Annotated in this window: 16 protein-coding genes, 2 tRNA genes and 1 pseudogene; 8 read left to right on the top strand and 11 right to left on the bottom strand. The window is 68.1% G+C overall.

The genetic code is table 11. The features are described from left to right. Nucleotides 1-41: 41 nt before the first annotated feature. The 7 genes from D3869_RS00620 to D3869_RS00590 all read right to left on the bottom strand — a co-directional run bounded on the left by D3869_RS00620 (nt 42) and on the right by D3869_RS00590 (nt 5,585). Nucleotides 42-683, bottom strand: coding sequence for a GNAT family N-acetyltransferase (locus D3869_RS00620; protein ID WP_137138525.1), 642 nt, complete (start codon nt 681-683; stop codon nt 42-44). After that, the gene (locus D3869_RS00615; protein ID WP_137138524.1) at nt 659-1,093 is read right to left on the bottom strand and encodes a GNAT family acetyltransferase; all 435 of its coding nucleotides are present in this window, start codon (nt 1,091-1,093) and stop codon (nt 659-661) included. The genes D3869_RS00620 and D3869_RS00615 overlap by 25 nt, the downstream gene beginning before the upstream one ends. After that, entirely contained in the window at nt 1,090-1,992 is a 903-nt protein-coding gene (sseA, locus tag D3869_RS00610) for a 3-mercaptopyruvate sulfurtransferase (RefSeq protein WP_137138523.1), read from the bottom strand. The genes D3869_RS00615 and sseA overlap by 4 nt, the downstream gene beginning before the upstream one ends. Before the next feature lie 16 nt (nt 1,993-2,008). Further along, nucleotides 2,009-2,716 carry an alanyl-tRNA editing protein gene (locus tag D3869_RS00605; protein ID WP_137138522.1) on the bottom strand — a complete coding sequence of 236 codons (708 nt, stop codon included), beginning with the start codon at nt 2,714-2,716 and terminating at the stop codon, nt 2,009-2,011. 19 nt (nt 2,717-2,735) lie between these two features. Beyond that, on the bottom strand, nt 2,736-3,737 hold the full coding sequence (locus tag D3869_RS00600; protein WP_137138521.1) for a cysteine synthase A: 1,002 nt from the start codon (nt 3,735-3,737) through the stop codon (nt 2,736-2,738). Between the two features lie 128 nt (nt 3,738-3,865). Next, nucleotides 3,866-4,474, bottom strand: coding sequence for an NUDIX domain-containing protein (locus D3869_RS00595; RefSeq protein WP_137138520.1), 609 nt, complete (start codon nt 4,472-4,474; stop codon nt 3,866-3,868). 88 nt (nt 4,475-4,562) lie between these two features. Continuing rightward, a complete protein-coding gene (locus D3869_RS00590) occupies nt 4,563-5,585 on the bottom strand; it encodes a S1C family serine protease (protein ID WP_137138519.1) in 1,023 nt (340 codons plus the stop codon). Nucleotides 5,586-5,773: 188 nt separating this feature from the next. Between D3869_RS00590 and D3869_RS32930 the strand changes: the two genes are divergently transcribed. Both D3869_RS32930 and D3869_RS00585 read left to right on the top strand, forming a co-directional pair. After that, a complete protein-coding gene (locus tag D3869_RS32930) occupies nt 5,774-5,950 on the top strand; it encodes a hypothetical protein (protein ID WP_175426368.1) in 177 nt (58 codons plus the stop codon). 128 nt (nt 5,951-6,078) lie between these two features. After that, nucleotides 6,079-6,318 (top strand): hypothetical protein, encoded by a 240-nt coding sequence (locus tag D3869_RS00585; protein ID WP_014240444.1) that lies wholly within the window; start codon nt 6,079-6,081, stop codon nt 6,316-6,318. Nucleotides 6,319-6,367: 49 nt separating this feature from the next. Here D3869_RS00585 and D3869_RS00580 read toward each other — a convergent pair whose 3' ends face one another. The 3 genes from D3869_RS00580 to D3869_RS00570 form a co-directional block, all read right to left on the bottom strand. After that, nucleotides 6,368-6,598, bottom strand: a complete 231-nt coding sequence (locus D3869_RS00580) for a hypothetical protein (protein ID WP_137138518.1) — start codon at nt 6,596-6,598, stop codon at nt 6,368-6,370. Nucleotides 6,599-6,795: 197 nt separating this feature from the next. Then, nucleotides 6,796-6,871, bottom strand: a tRNA-Asn gene (locus D3869_RS00575). A 219-nt stretch (nt 6,872-7,090) separates the two neighbouring features. Then, nucleotides 7,091-7,164 (bottom strand) — tRNA-Cys (locus D3869_RS00570). A gap of 217 nt (nt 7,165-7,381) precedes the next feature. On the opposite strand from D3869_RS00570, the gene D3869_RS00565 reads away from it, so the two are divergent. The 5 genes from D3869_RS00565 to D3869_RS00545 all read left to right on the top strand — a co-directional run bounded on the left by D3869_RS00565 (nt 7,382) and on the right by D3869_RS00545 (nt 13,399). Next, nucleotides 7,382-8,038 (top strand): protein-L-isoaspartate O-methyltransferase family protein, encoded by a 657-nt coding sequence (locus D3869_RS00565; RefSeq protein WP_137138517.1) that lies wholly within the window; start codon nt 7,382-7,384, stop codon nt 8,036-8,038. A 104-nt stretch (nt 8,039-8,142) separates the two neighbouring features. Next, nucleotides 8,143-8,469 carry a rhodanese-like domain-containing protein gene (locus D3869_RS00560; protein ID WP_137138516.1) on the top strand — a complete coding sequence of 109 codons (327 nt, stop codon included), beginning with the start codon at nt 8,143-8,145 and terminating at the stop codon, nt 8,467-8,469. A 35-nt stretch (nt 8,470-8,504) separates the two neighbouring features. Then, nucleotides 8,505-9,863, top strand: a complete 1,359-nt coding sequence (locus tag D3869_RS00555; protein WP_247895668.1) for a TolC family outer membrane protein — start codon at nt 8,505-8,507, stop codon at nt 9,861-9,863. Between the two features lie 141 nt (nt 9,864-10,004). Next, nucleotides 10,005-10,691, top strand: a complete 687-nt coding sequence (locus D3869_RS34370) for a DUF2497 domain-containing protein (protein ID WP_137138514.1) — start codon at nt 10,005-10,007, stop codon at nt 10,689-10,691. Between the two features lie 56 nt (nt 10,692-10,747). After that, the gene (locus tag D3869_RS00545; RefSeq protein WP_175426367.1) at nt 10,748-13,399 is read left to right on the top strand and encodes a valine--tRNA ligase; all 2,652 of its coding nucleotides are present in this window, start codon (nt 10,748-10,750) and stop codon (nt 13,397-13,399) included. A 93-nt stretch (nt 13,400-13,492) separates the two neighbouring features. Here D3869_RS00545 and D3869_RS34690 read toward each other — a convergent pair. Beyond that, nucleotides 13,493-14,542 (bottom strand): annotated as a pseudogene (locus D3869_RS34690) (methyl-accepting chemotaxis protein); the annotation flags it as partial. Between the two features lie 1,078 nt (nt 14,543-15,620). Between D3869_RS34690 and D3869_RS00535 the strand changes: the two are divergent. Beyond that, nucleotides 15,621-16,445, top strand: coding sequence for a YdcF family protein (locus tag D3869_RS00535; protein ID WP_247895758.1), 825 nt, complete (start codon nt 15,621-15,623; stop codon nt 16,443-16,445). The last annotated feature ends 37 nt before the right edge of the window (nt 16,446-16,482 follow it).

Raw genomic sequence — 16,482 nt, 5'->3', positions numbered from 1 at the left:
CCTGGCGTTCGGAGCGGCGGAGAGCGGGCCAGGTCGGCCCGTCACTCGTTGATCGGGATGTGCGGGGCCGAGGTCCGCGGCAGCCAGCCGAGGAGCCGGGGATCGCGGATTTCGCGGGTCACATGCCGGTAGGGCACGAACCCCATCGACTGGTAGAGCGGCAGCGCCTTCGGATGGTCGAAGGTGCAGGTGTTGACGAGAAGCCGCGTGGTCCCGCCCTGCCAAGCCAGCCGGATCGCCGTGTCGAGCAGCCAGGGGCCGAGCTTCAGGCCGATGAAGTCGGGGATCAGCCCGAAATAGGCGAGATCGGTGTCCTCCTCCCGCCGGTCGATCTCGGCGTAGCCGGCGGGCGTGCCGTTCACGTAGAGGACCCAGATCTCGATCCGGGGGTCGGTGACGATGCGTCCCAACTCCGGCATCGGCATCCGCCGCCGCTCGTGCCACAGCCAGGGTTCGCCGACCGTGTCGTAGAGATAACGGTAGTAGGAGGCGGTCGGCGGGTTGGCCCGCACCAGCGCCACGTCACCCGCCGGGCGGGGCAGGGGCGAATGGGCCGGCGGCGCCGTCATCTCCAGATAGGTGACGATGACGGACAGGCAGCCGGGCGGCACCGGCGCCGCGATTTGGGACTGCGGCAGGGACGTCCGGGGAGGCGGCGTCAGGGAGAATCGGTCTTCAGCCATTTCTGCATCACGGTAACGGGACCGGTGGCATAGCCCAGCCGCTCATAGAACGCCACCACGGCGTGGTTCGTCGCGCGCACCATGAGTTGCGCCTTGGGCATGCCTGCCTCCACCAGCCAGCCCTCCGCCGCCCGGACCATCGCCCGGCCGTGACCGTTCCCGCGGCACGTGGGGTCGACCGCGAGATAGTAGAACCAGCCGCGGTGCCCGTCATGACCGACCATGACGGACGCCACGGTCCGCTCGCCCTCGCGGCCGATCAGGATCGTGGCGTTCGGCTTCGACACCGCAAGAGCGATGTCGGCGACCGGGTCGTTCCATGGCACGACAAGGTTGCAGGCGGTCCACAGCGCCACCACGTCGTCGCGGTCCGCCGGCTCGTAATGGCGGATACCCAACACTCCGGTCACCGCTTCACCGGTTCGGCTTTCCGGGGCCCGGTCTCCAGCGGAAGGTCGCTGCGCAGCCCCCATTCCGCCCAGGAACCGTCATAAACGGCCACGTCCTCCTTGCCGGCCGCGGCCAGCCCGAGCGCGAGCACGCAGGCGGTCACCCCGCTGCCGCAGGACGCGACGATGGGACGCTCCAGGTCGAGGCCGGCGTCCTTCGCCCGTTCCGCGATGGTTTCCGGCGGCAGCAGGGTCTTGCTCTCCGCATCGATCAGGTCGTTGAAGGGCAGGTTGAGGCTGCCCGGGATGCGCCCGCTGCGGCGGCCCGGCCAGGGCTCGGCGACGGCGCCCTCGTAGCGGTTGGCAGCCCGGGCGTCGACCACCTGGTCCACCCGCGAGTCGATGTTGGCGAGCACATCGTCGGCCCGGCGCAGCAGGCCCGGCCGCAGCGTCGCTCCGAAGTCCGCCATGGCGGGATCGGCCGGACCGGATTCCAGGGGACGGCCCTCCGCGATCCATTTCGGCAGGCCGCCGTCCAGAACGGCGACGCGGCCATGCCCGAACAGGCGGAACATCCACCAGACGCGCGCCGCGGCGGTGGCCATGCCGGCGCTGTCGTAGACGATCACCGCGTCGCTGCTGCCGACGCCGAGTGCCCCGACCTTGGCCGCGAAGGTCGCCTCGTCCGGAACCATGTGCGGCAGGGGGTGGGTGTCCGGCTGGGCCACCTCATCGATGTCGATGCGCACAGCGCCGGGAATGTGCCGCTCCAGGAACTCGGCGCCCGGGTCACGGCCGGAGCCGGGCATGAACCAGGAGGCGTCGAGGACGCGCAGGCCCGGCTGGCCCAGGCGGTCCGCCAGCCAGCCCGTCGGGACGATCGGGCCGGGGAGGGTGAGCGTAATGTGCGAATCGGTCATGAAAAATGCTCCCCGTTCAATCGCGCAGCGCGACGATCACGCGCCGGTTCTGCTTGCCCTTGTTCTCGATCTTCACGACGTCGAGCCCGCCGATCTCGCCCAGCCGCTTCACATGGGTGCCGCCGCAGGGCTGACGGTCAACCCCGGCGATGTCCACCAGCCGGACGCGGCCATGGCCGCGCGGGGGCTTCACCGTCAGGGTGCGGATCAGCTCGGGGTTGGCGTCCAGCTCCGCGTCGGTGATCCACAGCGAGCCGACCGGCGTGTCCGCGGCGACCAGCCGGTTCAGGGCCGCCGCGATGGCCTCCTTGTCGAGCCCCTCGGTCGGGACATTGAAATCGACCCGGCTGCGCTCCGTCCCGACCTGGGCGCCGGTGATCGAAGCGCCGGGCAGGACCGCGCAGACGAGGTGCAGCGCCGTGTGCATCCGCATGTGGCGGTGCCGGCGGTCCCAGTCGATCTCCGCCTCCACCGTGGTGCCGGGGGCGGGCAGGGCGGTGCCGGGCTCGGGCACATGGATCACATCGTCCGGCCCGTCGCCCTTCACCGTATCCACGATGCGCAGCGTGGCGCCGGCGACGCGCAGCAGGCCGGTGTCGCCGGGCTGGCCGCCGCCGTTGGGGTAGAAGACCGTCCGGTCCAGGCGGATGCCCCGCTCGTCCGCGGATGTCACGGTGGCGGTGCAGGAGGTGGCGTAGGCGTCCTCGCGGAAGATCAGCTCCATGGAACCTCGGGTGCGTTTACTAATCCAGCCAATCGGGCACAGGCAGATTCTTCTCACGCAGGAACGCCGGATTGAAGAGCTTCGATTGGTAGCGCTGCCCTCCATCGCAGAGAATCGTCACGATGGTGTGGCCAGGCCCCATCTCCTTGGCGATGCGGATGGCCGCCGCCACGTTGATGCCCGACGAGCCGCCCAGCACCAGACCCTGCGACTTGATCAGGTCGAAGATGACCGGAAGGGCCTCCTCGTCGGTAATCTGCAGCGCCTGATCGACGGGAGCACCCTCCAGGTTGGCGGTGATTCGCCCCTGGCCGATGCCTTCGGTGATCGAACTGCCCTCGGCCTTCAGCGTCCCATGGGCGTAGTGATGGTAGAGGGAGGCGCCCATCGGGTCGGCCAGAACGATGCGGACGTCCGGGTTGCGCTCCTTCAGAGCCAGCCCGACGCCGGCCAGCGTGCCGCCGCTGCCGACCGCGCAGGTGAAGGCGTCGATCCGCCCCTCGGTCTGGGTCCAGATTTCCGGACCGGTGGTCAGGCGGTGGCCCTCGCGGTTCGCCACATTGTCGAACTGGTTGGCCCAGACGGCGCCGTTCGGCTCGGTCTTCGCCAGTTCCTCGGCCAGCCGGCCCGAATAGCGGACGTAGTTGTCGGGGTTGGAGTAGGGCACCGCCGGCACCAGACGAAGATCGGCGCCGATCAGGCGCAGCATGTCCTTCTTCTCCTGGCTCTGCGTCTCCGGCATCACGATCACGGTGCGGTAGCCGAGCGCGTTGCCGACCAGCGCCAGCCCGATGCCGGTGTTGCCCGCCGTGCCTTCGACGATGGTGCCGCCGGGGCGCAGCAGGCCCCGGCGCTCGGCGTCGCGGACGATGGCCAGGGCGGCACGATCCTTCACCGAGCCGCCGGGGTTGAGGAATTCCGCCTTGCCCAGGATCTTGCATCCCGTGGCTTTCGACGGCCCTTCCAGCCGAATCAACGGCGTGTTGCCGATGGAGCCGATGAAGCCGGTGCGGATGTCCACGAACTGTCTCCCGAATCGAATGATGAGCCGGGCAACACTATCGGATTGCGCACCAGGGAATTCAAGGTCGGCCTGTGAAATGCAGCATTGAACGAGATAGGATCGTTCTTTCCGCTTCCTGATCCCCTCTATTTTCCAATCCACTGCCCGCGCAGCCGGTCGCGGTTCCGCGCGAACCAGCCGAGCGCGATGATGGCGATGGAGTTGTTGAGCCGGTTCTCGTCGACCAGCCGGATCGCCTCGTCGGCCGGGACGACCATGATGCGGATGTCCTCGTGCTCGTCCGCGCAGCCGCCGGTCGCGGCGAGGCCCTGGCTGTCCACCCGTCCGCAGAAGACGGTGACATGCTCGTCGTAGGCGCCCGGGCTGGGGTAATAGTCGCAGATCATCTCGATGTCCTGGACGGTGCAGCCGGCCTCTTCCATGGCCTCACGCCGCGCCACCTGCTCGGGCGTCTCGCCCTCGTCCAGAAGGCCGGCGACGATCTCCGTCAGCCACGCCCGGCCGCCCGCCGAAGCCGAGCCGACCCGGAACTGTTCGATCAGCACGACGCTGTCGCGGTCCGGGTCGTAGAGCAGGACGCCCACGGCCTCGCCGCGCACGCAGACCTCGCGCGGCGGCAGGACGCCGGTCCAGGAGCCGTCGAACTTCTTGTGACGCAGACGGTAGACGTCGACCTTGAGATAGCCGTCGTAGGCCCTCTTCTTCTCTTGGACCTCGATGTCCGGATGATCCACGGGCGGGACTCCTTGGCTGGCGATGCGGGCACGGTCCAAGGATGTAGCGCATCCGCCCGGCCACGGCGAGGCGACCGGATGTCTGCCCTCAGAAGGTCGGGTTGAGCTTCAGCGTGCTGTAGCGGTCGGCGGAGGGGACGGCGACCGGCTCCAGCTTGGGACCGCGCAGCAACTCCAGCGGCACGGTCACGCCGGCCGGGCCGAGGTCCCAGACCTTCCGATAGAAGTCCGCCAGTCCTTTCGGCCGCTGGCCGGCGACGCCGACAATCATGTCGCCCGGCTGAATTCCCACAGTCGCGGCGGGGCTCTGCGGGGTGACCCGCTCGACCATCAGGCGGCCCTGCTCCTCGCGCAGGGTAACGCCCAGCCAGGGGCGCGCCGGCTCCTGCCGCCGGCCGAAGGCCAGCAGGTCGGCCAGGATCGGTTTCAGCGCGGACACGGGAACGAACATGTTGCCGGGAATGCCGCCATGGGCCGGCACCGCGTCGCGCACGATCAGCGAGCCGATCCCGACCAACTCGCCCTTGCGGTCGATCAGGGCGGCGCCGTTGAAGCCCATGATCGGCGGCGTGGTGAAGATCGCCTCATCCAGCAGATACTCCCAATAGCCGGCGAACTCGCGCTTCGCGGCGATCAGCACCGGCTGCACTCCGGTGGAGCCCTGCCGGGTGAGCACCATGGCGCGTTCGCCTTCCTTGATCGCGTCGGAATCGCCGAGCCGCACCGGGGCGGCGCTGAAGCCCATGCCGGCGCGCAGCAGGCCGAACCCGCTGGCCTGATCGTAGGCCACGAACTCCGCCGGGTAGCCGCGCCCCTCGCCGGTGGTCACCTGGAGCTGGGACGCCTCCAGGATCGTGTAGCCGATCGTCAGGATCAGCCCGGAGCCATCGATGACGACGCCGGTTCCCTCGCGCTCCGTGCCGAGCGAGCGGGCGCTCTGGCTGTCGGGAAGGATGGTGGCGGAAATGCGGACCAGGGCACCCGCCAGCTTCGCCGCGTCGAGCTGGTCCGCCCGTGCCGCGGTGATGGAAAGAAGCGCCGCAAAGACGGCGGCAAGGACACCCGCATGGAAGGCTGTGGTCCAGGGGATGCGGCGCCAGCGACCCGTCATGCTTCCCTCCCGTGCCGGAGTCGAGTCGGGCCGGACGCCGGATTGCTCGATCCCTGAATTAAACATGAGCGTCGGGGCGCTGCCATCAAGGGGGGCTCCGATTCCACGGGAGTCCCTTGCCGGGGCCATGAAACCTCCGCCGGCCGCGCGACGTTACCCGAGGCAACGACACCACGAAGGACGGGACGATGCCCATCAACAACGAACGCGAACTCGAACAGGCGATGGCGGAGTTCCAGCGTCTTGCCGACGAGCCCGCCGGATCGTCCGGCGAGCGCCGGAAGCTCGAACTGGATGCGGATATCAAGGCTTTCTATGCCCAGCATTCCGACGACATGCGCAAGGGCAAGCCGCGCCACGAGTGACTCTCCGCCCGTCGGCGGGCGCATTTCTTCATCGACGCGGAGGGGGCGGCTGACCGACACTGCCGCCGCTCCCGGGCCGGGTCGCCGGGCCGGGACGCCGCCGTTGAAGGAAGGAGCGCGTCCCCACGATGAAGCGAATCGACAATTGCTACACCTGCCTGTTCTGGGAAGGGCAGGGCATCCGCCAGAGGGGACCGAAGGGCCTGTGCCGCCGCTTTCCGCCGCAGGTGACGCCGCGCGACACCGAAGGACGCTTTCCGATCACCCTGTCCACCGACTGGTGCGGCGAATGGAAACGCGACATCGGCGATCCAGCCGGCGAGGCGGCGGACAACCGCCTGATCTACGACGACCCGCAACCCCGATAGGGATCCGGGGCCTGGGTCCGACCTGTCATCGGACCATCAGGCCCGCGATTCAGCGGGGCATCGGCGCGACCACCATGGACCGCTGGTTTTCCGGGAGCACCGACTCTCCCCGGACCAGCATCCGATGCCAGTCGATACCGAGCAGGGCGACCGCCAGGGCCATGGACAGGGCGATGACGGCCACCGCGCCGATCCATCCCCCGCCGTCCTGCGGGCCGCCGGAGCGTGAGGGGTCGTTCTGGGAGATGGGTGGTCGCGAGAGGAGTGGGATAATCGTCATGGGTCGCCTCCACCGCTGAACAGGCGCAATCCCGACTCGAAGGGTTTCCTGGTTCAAAGTGTAGCGCCGGAAGGCGGGCGGACGCATCAGGCCTTCGGTCGGAACAGCCATTCCTTCGGATGATGCCGGAAGCGATGTGGCGGAATTCCGCTATGAGAAAAGGCCGAGCCCGCGAGGACTCGGCCTTTTCATCGAAGTGGCTCCCGGTGCTGGACTCGAACCAGCGACACGCGGATTAACAGTCCGCTGCTCTACCGACTGAGCTAACCGGGATCAGTCTGACCGGCCTTGCGAGGCGCAACGTCCGGCGTGGGCGGCTATATAGCGGACCCTCCGACGCTTGCCAAGCCTTTTGATGGCAAAAAATGACGGTCGGTGCAGGGCAGGGGGCCGCAGGTCCCACGATGCGAAAACGCAGAAACGCACCGCGCCGTTCCGGCGCGATGCTTATCAAATACTTTGATTTCGCTGATGTCTCAGCCGGATCAAGGATGGAGGCACGGGCGGGAATCGAACCCACGTACACGGATTTGCAGTCCGCTGCATCACCACTCTGCCACCGCGCCATCCTTGCGTCCGGCACCCCCTAGCGGGAGCGCCGCGGCGTGGGAGCGGACGTATACTGCTGTTCACACAGGGGGTCAAGCGCCTTTGTGGCGTTTTCCGACGAACCGGTGCGGCGTTGTGTTCGTGAGACTTTGAAGATATATACGCGACGAGGCAGCGAGGCCGCGCACCACGGCTTGGCGCCGCGCTCCGTCCACCAGATTGTAAGCGACCGCCATGTCCGAATACGCCGCCGCCCGCCTCAACATGGTCGAAGGGCAGATCCGACCGAACAAGGTGACCGACCAGCGTCTGGTCGATGCCATGCTCGACATCCCCCGTGAACAGTTCGTGCCGAAGGCGGCGCGCGGCATTGCCTATGTGGACGAGGATCTCGCCATCGGCAAAGGCCGCTACCTGATGGAGCCGATGGTCTTCGCCCGCATGCTCCAGGAAGTCGGCATCGACGCGACCGACGTCGTGCTCGACATCGGCAGCGGCTCCGGCTACTCGACCGCCGTGCTCTCCCGCCTCGCCGCGACCGTCGTCGGCATCGAATCCGACGCCGAACTGGCCCGGCAGGCCACGGAATCGCTGACCGCCGTCGGCGCGGACAACGCCGTCATCATCTCGGCGCCCCTGGCCGAGGGTTACCCGCAGCAGGCTCCTTACGACGTGGTCGTGATCGAAGGCCTGGTGTCGGAGGTTCCGGACGGCATTCTGGCCCAGCTGGCCGAGGGCGGCCGGCTGGTCACCGCCGTCATGGGCGACCGCGGGGTCGGCGAGGTGAAGCTCTACCAGCGCAGCGGCGGCGTCACCTCGGCCCGCACGCTGTTCGAGGCGCACACGCACCCGCTGCCCGGTTTCGAAGCCAAGCCGAAATTCGTATTCTGATCGCAGAGTGAGTGATCCCAGGGGCTTCGGCCCCCCTTTCCCCCAGCCTGTCACCTTGCCTTTCACCGGCCGCGGTCCTGCGGCCCGCAGCGGAGAATCAAGGCATGCCGGCGCCGTTTGAGATGGAAGTCGAGGACCTGGACCGCATCCGGACATCGGGTGGCGATCCGCTGGTGCTTGATGTACGGGAACCGGGGGAGGTGGCCATCTGCGCCCTTCCCGACAGCCTCCACATCCCGATGGGGGCGCTGCCCGCCCGCGTCGGAGAGTTGCCGCGGGACCGCGACATCGTGGTCGTCTGCCATCACGGCGGGCGCAGCGCGCAGGTGACCATGTGGTTGCGTTCCCAGGGATTTTCCCGCGCCACCAATCTGAATGGCGGGGTGGATGCCTGGGCGCGCCGAATCGACCCGAACATGAAGGTCTACTGAACATGACTGTGCGAAGCCGTTTCGCGCGCCATTTGATGGCGACCGCCCTTACGCTGGGGGTCGCCTTCGTCGGGGGCATCGACACTGCGTCGGCCCAATCCCTCGAAGACGCGCTAGCGCAGGCCTATTCCAACAACCCGGCGCTCGCCGCCCAGCGCGCCCGCCAGCGCGCCGTGGACGAGAGCGTTCCGCAGGCCCTGTCCGGCTACCGCCCGACGGTGCGGGCGACGGCGGGGATCACCCGCAACGCCAGCAACAGCACCTTTCAGGGCGGCGAAACCGGTTCCGAGAACAACGCCAAGAGCGTCGGAATCACCGCCACCCAGCCGCTCTACGACGCGACCGTAGGTCCGGCCGTCCGCCGCGCCGAGCGCACCGTCGAAGCCCAGCGCGCCACCGTGCTCGCCAACGAACAGCAGATCCTGCTGAACGCCGCGGCGGCCTATCTGGACGTCGTGCAGAACCAGGCGGTGCTGGAGCTTCAGGCCAACAACGAGCAGGTTCTGCGCCGCCAGCTCGACGCCGCCCGCGACCGCTTCCGCGTCGGTGAGTACACCCGCACCGACGTCAGCCAGTCGGAATCGCGTCTGGCCGCCTCCATCGCCGCGCGCATCTCCGCCGAAGGCACGCTCCAGGCGTCGCGCGCGACGTACGAGCGCGTCGTCGGCTCGATGCCCGGCAAGCTGAAGGCGCCCAAGCCGAAGTTCAAGCTGCCGGGGACGCTGGACGAGGTCGTCGAGATGGCCCGCTCCAACAACCCGTCGGTGCTGTCGGCCACCTACACCGAGGCGGCCCAGCGCGAGGCGGTGGACCAGCAGTTCGGCCGCCTGCTCCCGTCGGCCAACCTGTCGGCGCAGGCCAACCGCACCATCGACGCCGGCCGTTCGTCCGGCATCGACATCAAGCGGCAGGACGGCGCCCAGCTTACCGCGCAGATCACCATCCCGCTCTACCAGGCCGGCTTGCCGGAAGCGCTGACCCGCGAGGCGAAGCACACGGCGAATCAGGCCCGCCTGCAGATCGACGACACCCGCCGTCAGGCGGTCGAGGCGGCGATCAGCGCGTGGCAGGGCCTGCAGGCCGCGCGGGCGAGCATCGAGTCCTACAACTCCCAGATCCGGGCCGCCGAAATCGCGCTGGAAGGCGTGCGGCAGGAGGCCCAGGTCGGCTCGCGCACCGTGCTCGACGTTCTGAACCAGGAGCAGGAGCTGCTGAACGCCCGCGTCAACCTCGTCCGCGCGCAGCGGACGGAGATGGTCCAGGCCTTCACGGTCCTGGGTGCCATCGGCCAGTTGACGGCGCGGCAGCTCAACCTGCCGGTCCAGTATTACGATGCCGACACGCACTACAAGCAGGTGCGGAACAAGTGGATCGGAACCGGCGTGCCGGAGTGACCGCACTTGAATGCCGCTTCCTGGGTGATCGTCCCCGGATGATCGAAACGGCCCGCCTCGGCGGGCCGTTTTTGTCTGGTGGCTTTTTACCCAGTCCTGCCCTAGTGTCCGCGTCAGGATGACGTCCCCGGGTTTGCCACGATGAGCGATAAAGGCCAGCAAGAACCGTCGATGGAGGAGATCCTCGCCTCCATCCGCCGGATCATCTCGGAGGATGGCGAACCCGCGAAGGCGGAAGCGGCGCCTCCTCCGCCGCCCCCGCCACCACCTCCTCCGCCGCCACCCCCTCCGCCTCCGCCGCCACCTCCCATGGAGGATGACGACGATGACGTTCTGGAACTCACGCAGATGCTCCAGGACGAGGGGAGGGACGAGCCCGACGAGCCGGAGCCCGATCCGTGGCGCGACGAGCCGTCCTTTGGTGGCATGGCCGACCCGGAACCGGCGTTCCACGCACCGGACCCCGAACCGCCGCCGCCGCCGCCGCGGCCGGCGGTGAAGCGCCCGGCCCCGGCCTTCGACGATTTCGACGACGACGAGCCGCCGCCGCCGCGGCCGCGCATCCGTCCGTCGGATCTCGACGACGGGCTGATCTCCCGCCGGGTGGCCGAGGAGTCGTCTCACCATTTCACGCATCTGGCGCGCCAGCTCGGCGACGACCTGTCCATCGGCCCGATGCCCGTCGGCATCCGCACCGTGGAGGAGGTGGTCCGCGAGCTGTTGAAGCCGTTGCTGAAGGAGTGGCTGGACGAGAACCTGCCGACCATCGTCGAACGGCTGGTGCAGCAGGAAATCGACCGGATGATCCGGCGCTCCCAGAAATTCTGAGCGGCGTCACGCCCGCCACGCATTCCGTTTGAATTCGTAAGCGAAAGTTCCTGGTGATGTTGGAAAAGACGTACCGGCCCGCCGAGGTCGAGGAAAAGCACTACCGGCTGTGGGAAGAGACGGGCGCGTTCGCGGCGAAGACCGAGTCGAACGGCAAGCCTTACACCATCATGATGCCGCCGCCGAACGTGACCGGCAGCCTGCACATGGGCCACGCGCTGACCTTCACGCTCCAGGACGTTCTGACCCGCTACAACCGGATGCGCGGGCGCGACGCCCTGTGGCAGCCCGGCACCGACCACGCCGGCATCGCGACCCAGATGGTCGTCGAACGGAATCTCGCCAAGGAAGGCAAGACGCGCCACGACTTCGGCCGCGATGCCTTCATCGACAAGGTGTGGGAGTGGAAGGCCGAATCGGGTGGCACCATCACCCGCCAGCTCCGCCGGCTGGGCGCCTCGCCCGACTGGCCGCGCGAGCGCTTCACCATGGACGAGGGGCTGAGCCGCGCCGTCCGCAAGGTGTTCGTGGAGCTGCACAAGCAAGGCCTGATCTACAAGGACAAGCGGCTGGTCAACTGGGACCCCAAGCTGCACACCGCCATCTCCGACCTGGAGGTCGAGCAGAAGGAGATCAAGGGCAACCTCTGGCACTTCCGCTACCCGATTGAAGGCGAGGCGGACCGCTTCATCGTGGTCGCCACCACGCGCCCCGAGACGATGCTGGGCGACACCGGCGTCGCCGTTCATCCGGAGGATGAGCGCTACAAGGACCTGATCGGCAAGAACGTCGTCCTGCCGCTGGTCGGCCGTTTGATCCCGATCGTCGGCGACGAGTACGCCGATCCGGAGACCGGCTCGGGTGCCGTGAAGATCACCCCGGCCCACGACTTCAACGACTTCGAGGTCGGACGGCGCAACAACCTCGCGGCCATCAACATCATGGACCGCGACGCCCGCATCACCGGCGACGAGGTCCCCGAGGCCTACCGCGGGCTCGACCGCTACGAGGCGCGCAAGAAGGTCGTGGCCGAGCTGGAGGCGCTGGGCCTTCTGGAGAAGATCGAGCCGCACACCCACATGGTGCCGCACGGCGACCGCTCCGGCGTGGCCATCGAGCCCTGGCTGACCGACCAGTGGTACGTCGACGCCGCCACGCTCGCCAAGCCGGCCATCGAGGCCGTGGAAACCGGCAAGACCGTGTTCGTTCCCAAGCAGTGGGAGAACACCTATTTCGAGTGGATGCGCAACATCCAGCCCTGGTGCATCAGCCGCCAGATCTGGTGGGGCCATCAGATTCCCGCCTGGTACGGCCCGGACGGCCATTTCTTCGTCGAGGAGACCGAGGAGGCGGCCATCGCCGCGGCCAAGGCCCACTACGGCGAGGATGTGGCGCTGACCCGCGACCAGGACGTGCTGGACACCTGGTTCTCGTCGGCCCTGTGGCCCTTCTCCACGCTGGGCTGGCCGGACGAGACGCCGGAGCTGGCGCGCTATTACCCGACCGACGTGCTGGTGACGGGCTTCGACATCATCTTCTTCTGGGTCGCCCGGATGATGATGATGGGTCTGCACTTCATGAAGGACGTGCCCTTCCGGACGGTCTACATCCACGCCCTGGTCCGCGACGAGAAGGGCCAGAAGATGTCGAAGTCCAAGGGCAACGTCATCGACCCGCTGGAGCTGATCGACCAGTACGGCACCGACGCCCTGCGCTTCACCCTGACGGCCATGGCCGCCCAGGGCCGCGACATCAAGCTGGCGGTCAGCCGCGTCGAGGGTTACCGCAACTTCGCGACGAAGCTGTGGAACGCCGCGCGCTACACCCAGATGAACGGGGTGGCCCCGGTCCCCGGCTTCAAGCCGGTCGGGCTCACCCAGACGGTCAACCGCTGGATCGTCGGCGCCCTGGCGGAGGCGGCGAAGAAGGTCGGCGAGTCCATCGAGGCCTACAAGTTCAACGAGGCCGCCAACACCGCCTACGCCTTCACCTGGGGCACCTTCTGCGACTGGTACCTGGAGTTCACCAAGCCGATCCTGAACGGTTCGGACGAGGCCGCCATCGCCGAGACGCGGGCGACCACCGCCTGGGTGCTGGACGAGATCCTGCACATGCTCCACCCGCTGATGCCCTTCATCACCGAGGAGCTGTGGGAGCAGCTGTCCACCGACCGGGCGAACCGCCTGATCTCCGCCCGCTGGCCGGAGCATGGCGCGGAACTGATCGACCCGGCCGCCCGCGACGAGATGGATTGGGTGGTGCGGGCGATCTCCTCGGTCCGCTCCATGCGGTCGGAGATGAACGTGCCGCCGGCGGCGCAGATCGAGCTGAAGCTGAAGGACGCCGGTCCGGAGAGCCTGAAGCGGCTGGACACGCACCGCGACCTGATCCTGCGCATGGGCCGCCTGTCCAGCGTCGAGCCGCTGTCCGGCCCGGTGCCCAAGAGCGCCGTCCAGGCGGTGCTGGACGAGGCCACGCTGATCCTGCCGCTGGAAGGCATCGTCGACCTCGACAAGGAGCGGGCGCGCCTGACCAAGGAGATCGAGAAGCTGTCCGGCGAGATCAAGAAGATCGACGCCAAGCTGTCGAACGAGCAGTTCGTCGCCAAGGCGCCGGAAGAGGTGATCGAGGAGCAGCGCGACCGCCGCGACACCGCGGAGCAGGCCCGCGACAAGCTGCAGAAGGCGCTGGAGATGCTGGCCGCGTAAGGCTGCTCATCTGGACCAGAAAAGCGTGAAAGGGCAGGGGCTTCGGCTCCTGCCCTTTCTCTTTGTCTGAAGAGCGCCTGACCGCTTGCTGCCTCAGATCTTGATCGAAGACACGAAGCGGTCGGCGTCGGCTTCGAGTTGCCGGAGTTCGTCGGCCAGCTGGGCGGCGGAGTAGATCATCTCGATGGCCGACTTGCCAGTTTCCGCGGCGGTGATCGCCATGGTGCTGACGCTCTCGGTCACCTCGTGGGTGTTGTCGTTGGCCCGGCCCACCGCACCGACGATCTCCTCGGTCTGTTCGAGCTGGTCGCGCACGGCGGCGGACACGTCCTCCGACAGGTGGGCGACCTCCTCCACGGTCGTCCGGATGGCCCGGATCGCCTCGACGACGGAGCCGGTGGCCTCCTGGATGGCGCCGACCTGACCGGCGATGTCCTCGGTCGCCTTCGCGGTCTGGTTGGCCAGCACCTTGACCTCCGACGCGACGACGGCGAAGCCCTTGCCGGCTTCTCCGGCGCGGGCGGCCTCGATGGTGGCGTTGAGCGCCAGCAGGTTCGTCTGCCCGGCGATGTCGTTGATCAGCCGGACGATCTCTCCAATCCGCTGCGAGCTGTCGGCCAGCGCCGCCACCGCCGAGTCGCTCTGCCGGGCGTGGTCCACGGCGCGGCGAATCGCCGTGCTGGAGGTGGTCACCCGCCCGCCGATCTCGCCGATGGAAGCGGAGAGGGTACGCGACACGTTGTTGACGATGCCGACCACCTCGGAGGTCTGCTCCGCCTTCTCCGAGGTGTCGAGCGCCTGCTCCTTCATCTTCTCCGCGGTGTCGCGCAGGATGTGCGCGCCGTTGCGGATCTGGTCGGCGGCGTGGCCGACGGTGTGCAGCACGCGCCCGAAGGCCGAATCGAAGTCGTGGGCGATGGCGCGCAGCGCGTTCTCGCGCTCCTCCTCCGCCCGCCGTTCGGCCCGGCGGGATTCCTGCTCCAGCTCATGCGTGCGCTGAAGATTCTCCTTGAAGACGCTGACGGCGCGGGCCATTGCGCCGATCTCGTCGCGCCGCCCGGTCTCCGGCACGGTGGCCGTCCGGTCGCCGCCGGCCAGCCGCTCCATCACGCCCTCGATCAGGCGCAGCGGCCGGGTGATGCTGCGGGCGACCAGCAGGCTGATGATCGCGAAGCCGACCAGCAGGACGGAGCCGACCTGAAGCACGTTGGCGATCACCTCGCCGCGGACCCGGTTCTGCGTTTCCACCGCCCCGGCCATGCCGGCGTTGGCCGAGTCCAGCAGGGCTTCGAAGCGCGGCACCATGGCCTGGAACGCGTCGTTGAAGGTCTGCACCTCGCCCCGGAAGGCCTTGGTGGCGTCGACGAACCGGCCGAGATCCGAACGGTAGGTGCGGGCCTGCTTCTCCAGCCTGGTCTGGGTGGTCGCGTCCAGACCCGAATCGGCAAGGAAAAAGGTGAACTCGTTGAAGGCTTTGCGGTGGCCGGACAGCAGCGATTCGTCGCTGTAGATGATGAAGTCCTTTTCCATCTTCCGCATGGATTCCATGCGGCCGGTCAGCTTGTCGGCGTTCGGCCACTGCTTCAGCTCGTCCTCGATGGCGCGGGCCGAGGCGCGCAGGCCGCCGCGCAGGCCGCTGTCATCGGACAGACCCAATTCCTTCGCCCGCGCGACCACCGACGAGAAGTGCTCCTTCAGCGTGCCGATGCCCTGCGACAGATTGTCCAGTTCCTCCGGCGGCAGGCGCTCGGCACTGCGTTCCTTGAGATTGTCCAGCAGGCGGGAGGCCTCCTCCGCGTTCCTTGCGAAGGCTTCGGCCGCCGCCTCGTCCCGGTCGGCCACGAAGCGCAGCGCCTGGAAGCGCAGGCGGCTGGCCCGGCGCTCCACGGCGGCGGTGTGCTCATAGGCGTCGCGGAACTGGTCCAATTCGGCGGTCGCCTCGAAGATGCGTTGGGCGCCGACGGTGACCGTCCCGCCCAGCAGGCCCAAGGTGACCACGGACGCGGCGACCAGCAGCGCGATTCGCGTGCCGATGGAAATGTTCGACAGCATATGCGGAAAATCCTTGGTTGCGCCGCGGACCTTACCCGCCGCCGAAGACGCCGCTGTTACGGTTTGATGGCGGATTCGTTACCGTGCCGTCGCCCCCTGGGCATCGGGGATGAACATCCGTATCTAGAAACCACCGAAAATCGAAAGGGGAGGTCGGCTGTTGTCCTTCGTGCTGTCGAAGCTGCTGTGGCTCCTGGTCTCGCCGGGCAATCTGCTCGTGCTGATCCTCACCGCCGGGACGACGCTGCTGTTCACCCGCCGTCTGGCCCACTGGGGGCGGCGGCTGGTCGTGGCGGTGACCGTCGGCTTCGTCATCGTCATGGTCACGCCGATCGCTTCCTGGGTGGCGCTGCCGTTGGAGGAGCGTTTTCCCCGTCCCGACCTGCCGGAGCGGGTGGACGGAATCATCATGCTGGGTGGGGCGGTGAATCCTCCAATCACCCGCGATCGGGGGGAACCGTCCCTCAACGACGCGGCGGAGCGCGTTCTCGCCTTTGCCGAACTGATCCGTCGCTATCCCCAGGCGCACGCGGTCTTTTCCGGCGGCTCAGGACGGCTGGCCGGGCAGGATGCCCTGGAGCTGCGGGAGGACCTCGCGGTCCGCGGCGCGCTTCGGCAGGTCGGAATCGACCCGGACCACGTGACCTATGAGAACGAGTCCCGCAACACCTGGGAAAACGCCCTGTTCAGCCAGCGGATCGTCCAGCCCAAGCCGGGCGAACGATGGATTCTCGTGACCTCGGCCATGCACATGCCGCGGTCGGTCGGCATCTTCCGGCGCATCGGCTGGGAGGTGATCCCCCACCCGGTGGATTACCGCACGCGCTTCGGTGGACGCCCCTTCTTCCGGTTCGAGTTCGACAAACAGATCGACGCGCTCCAGGACCCGGTCCGCGAATGGATCGGCCTCGTCGCCTACCGCCTGATGGGACGGACCGAAGCGCTGTTTCCGGGGCCCGCCCATGACCGCGATGCAGCGCCGGCGGGCTCCTGACGGGCGCTGCGCGGTTGGCGCGGGGAGGTAACTCGGC

Source organism: Azospirillum brasilense, assembly GCF_005222205.1.
GTDB classification, from domain to species: domain Bacteria; phylum Pseudomonadota; class Alphaproteobacteria; order Azospirillales; family Azospirillaceae; genus Azospirillum; species Azospirillum brasilense_G.
Note: the sequence above shows the minus strand (reverse complement) of the source record. Positions and strands in the feature narration are given on the sequence as shown.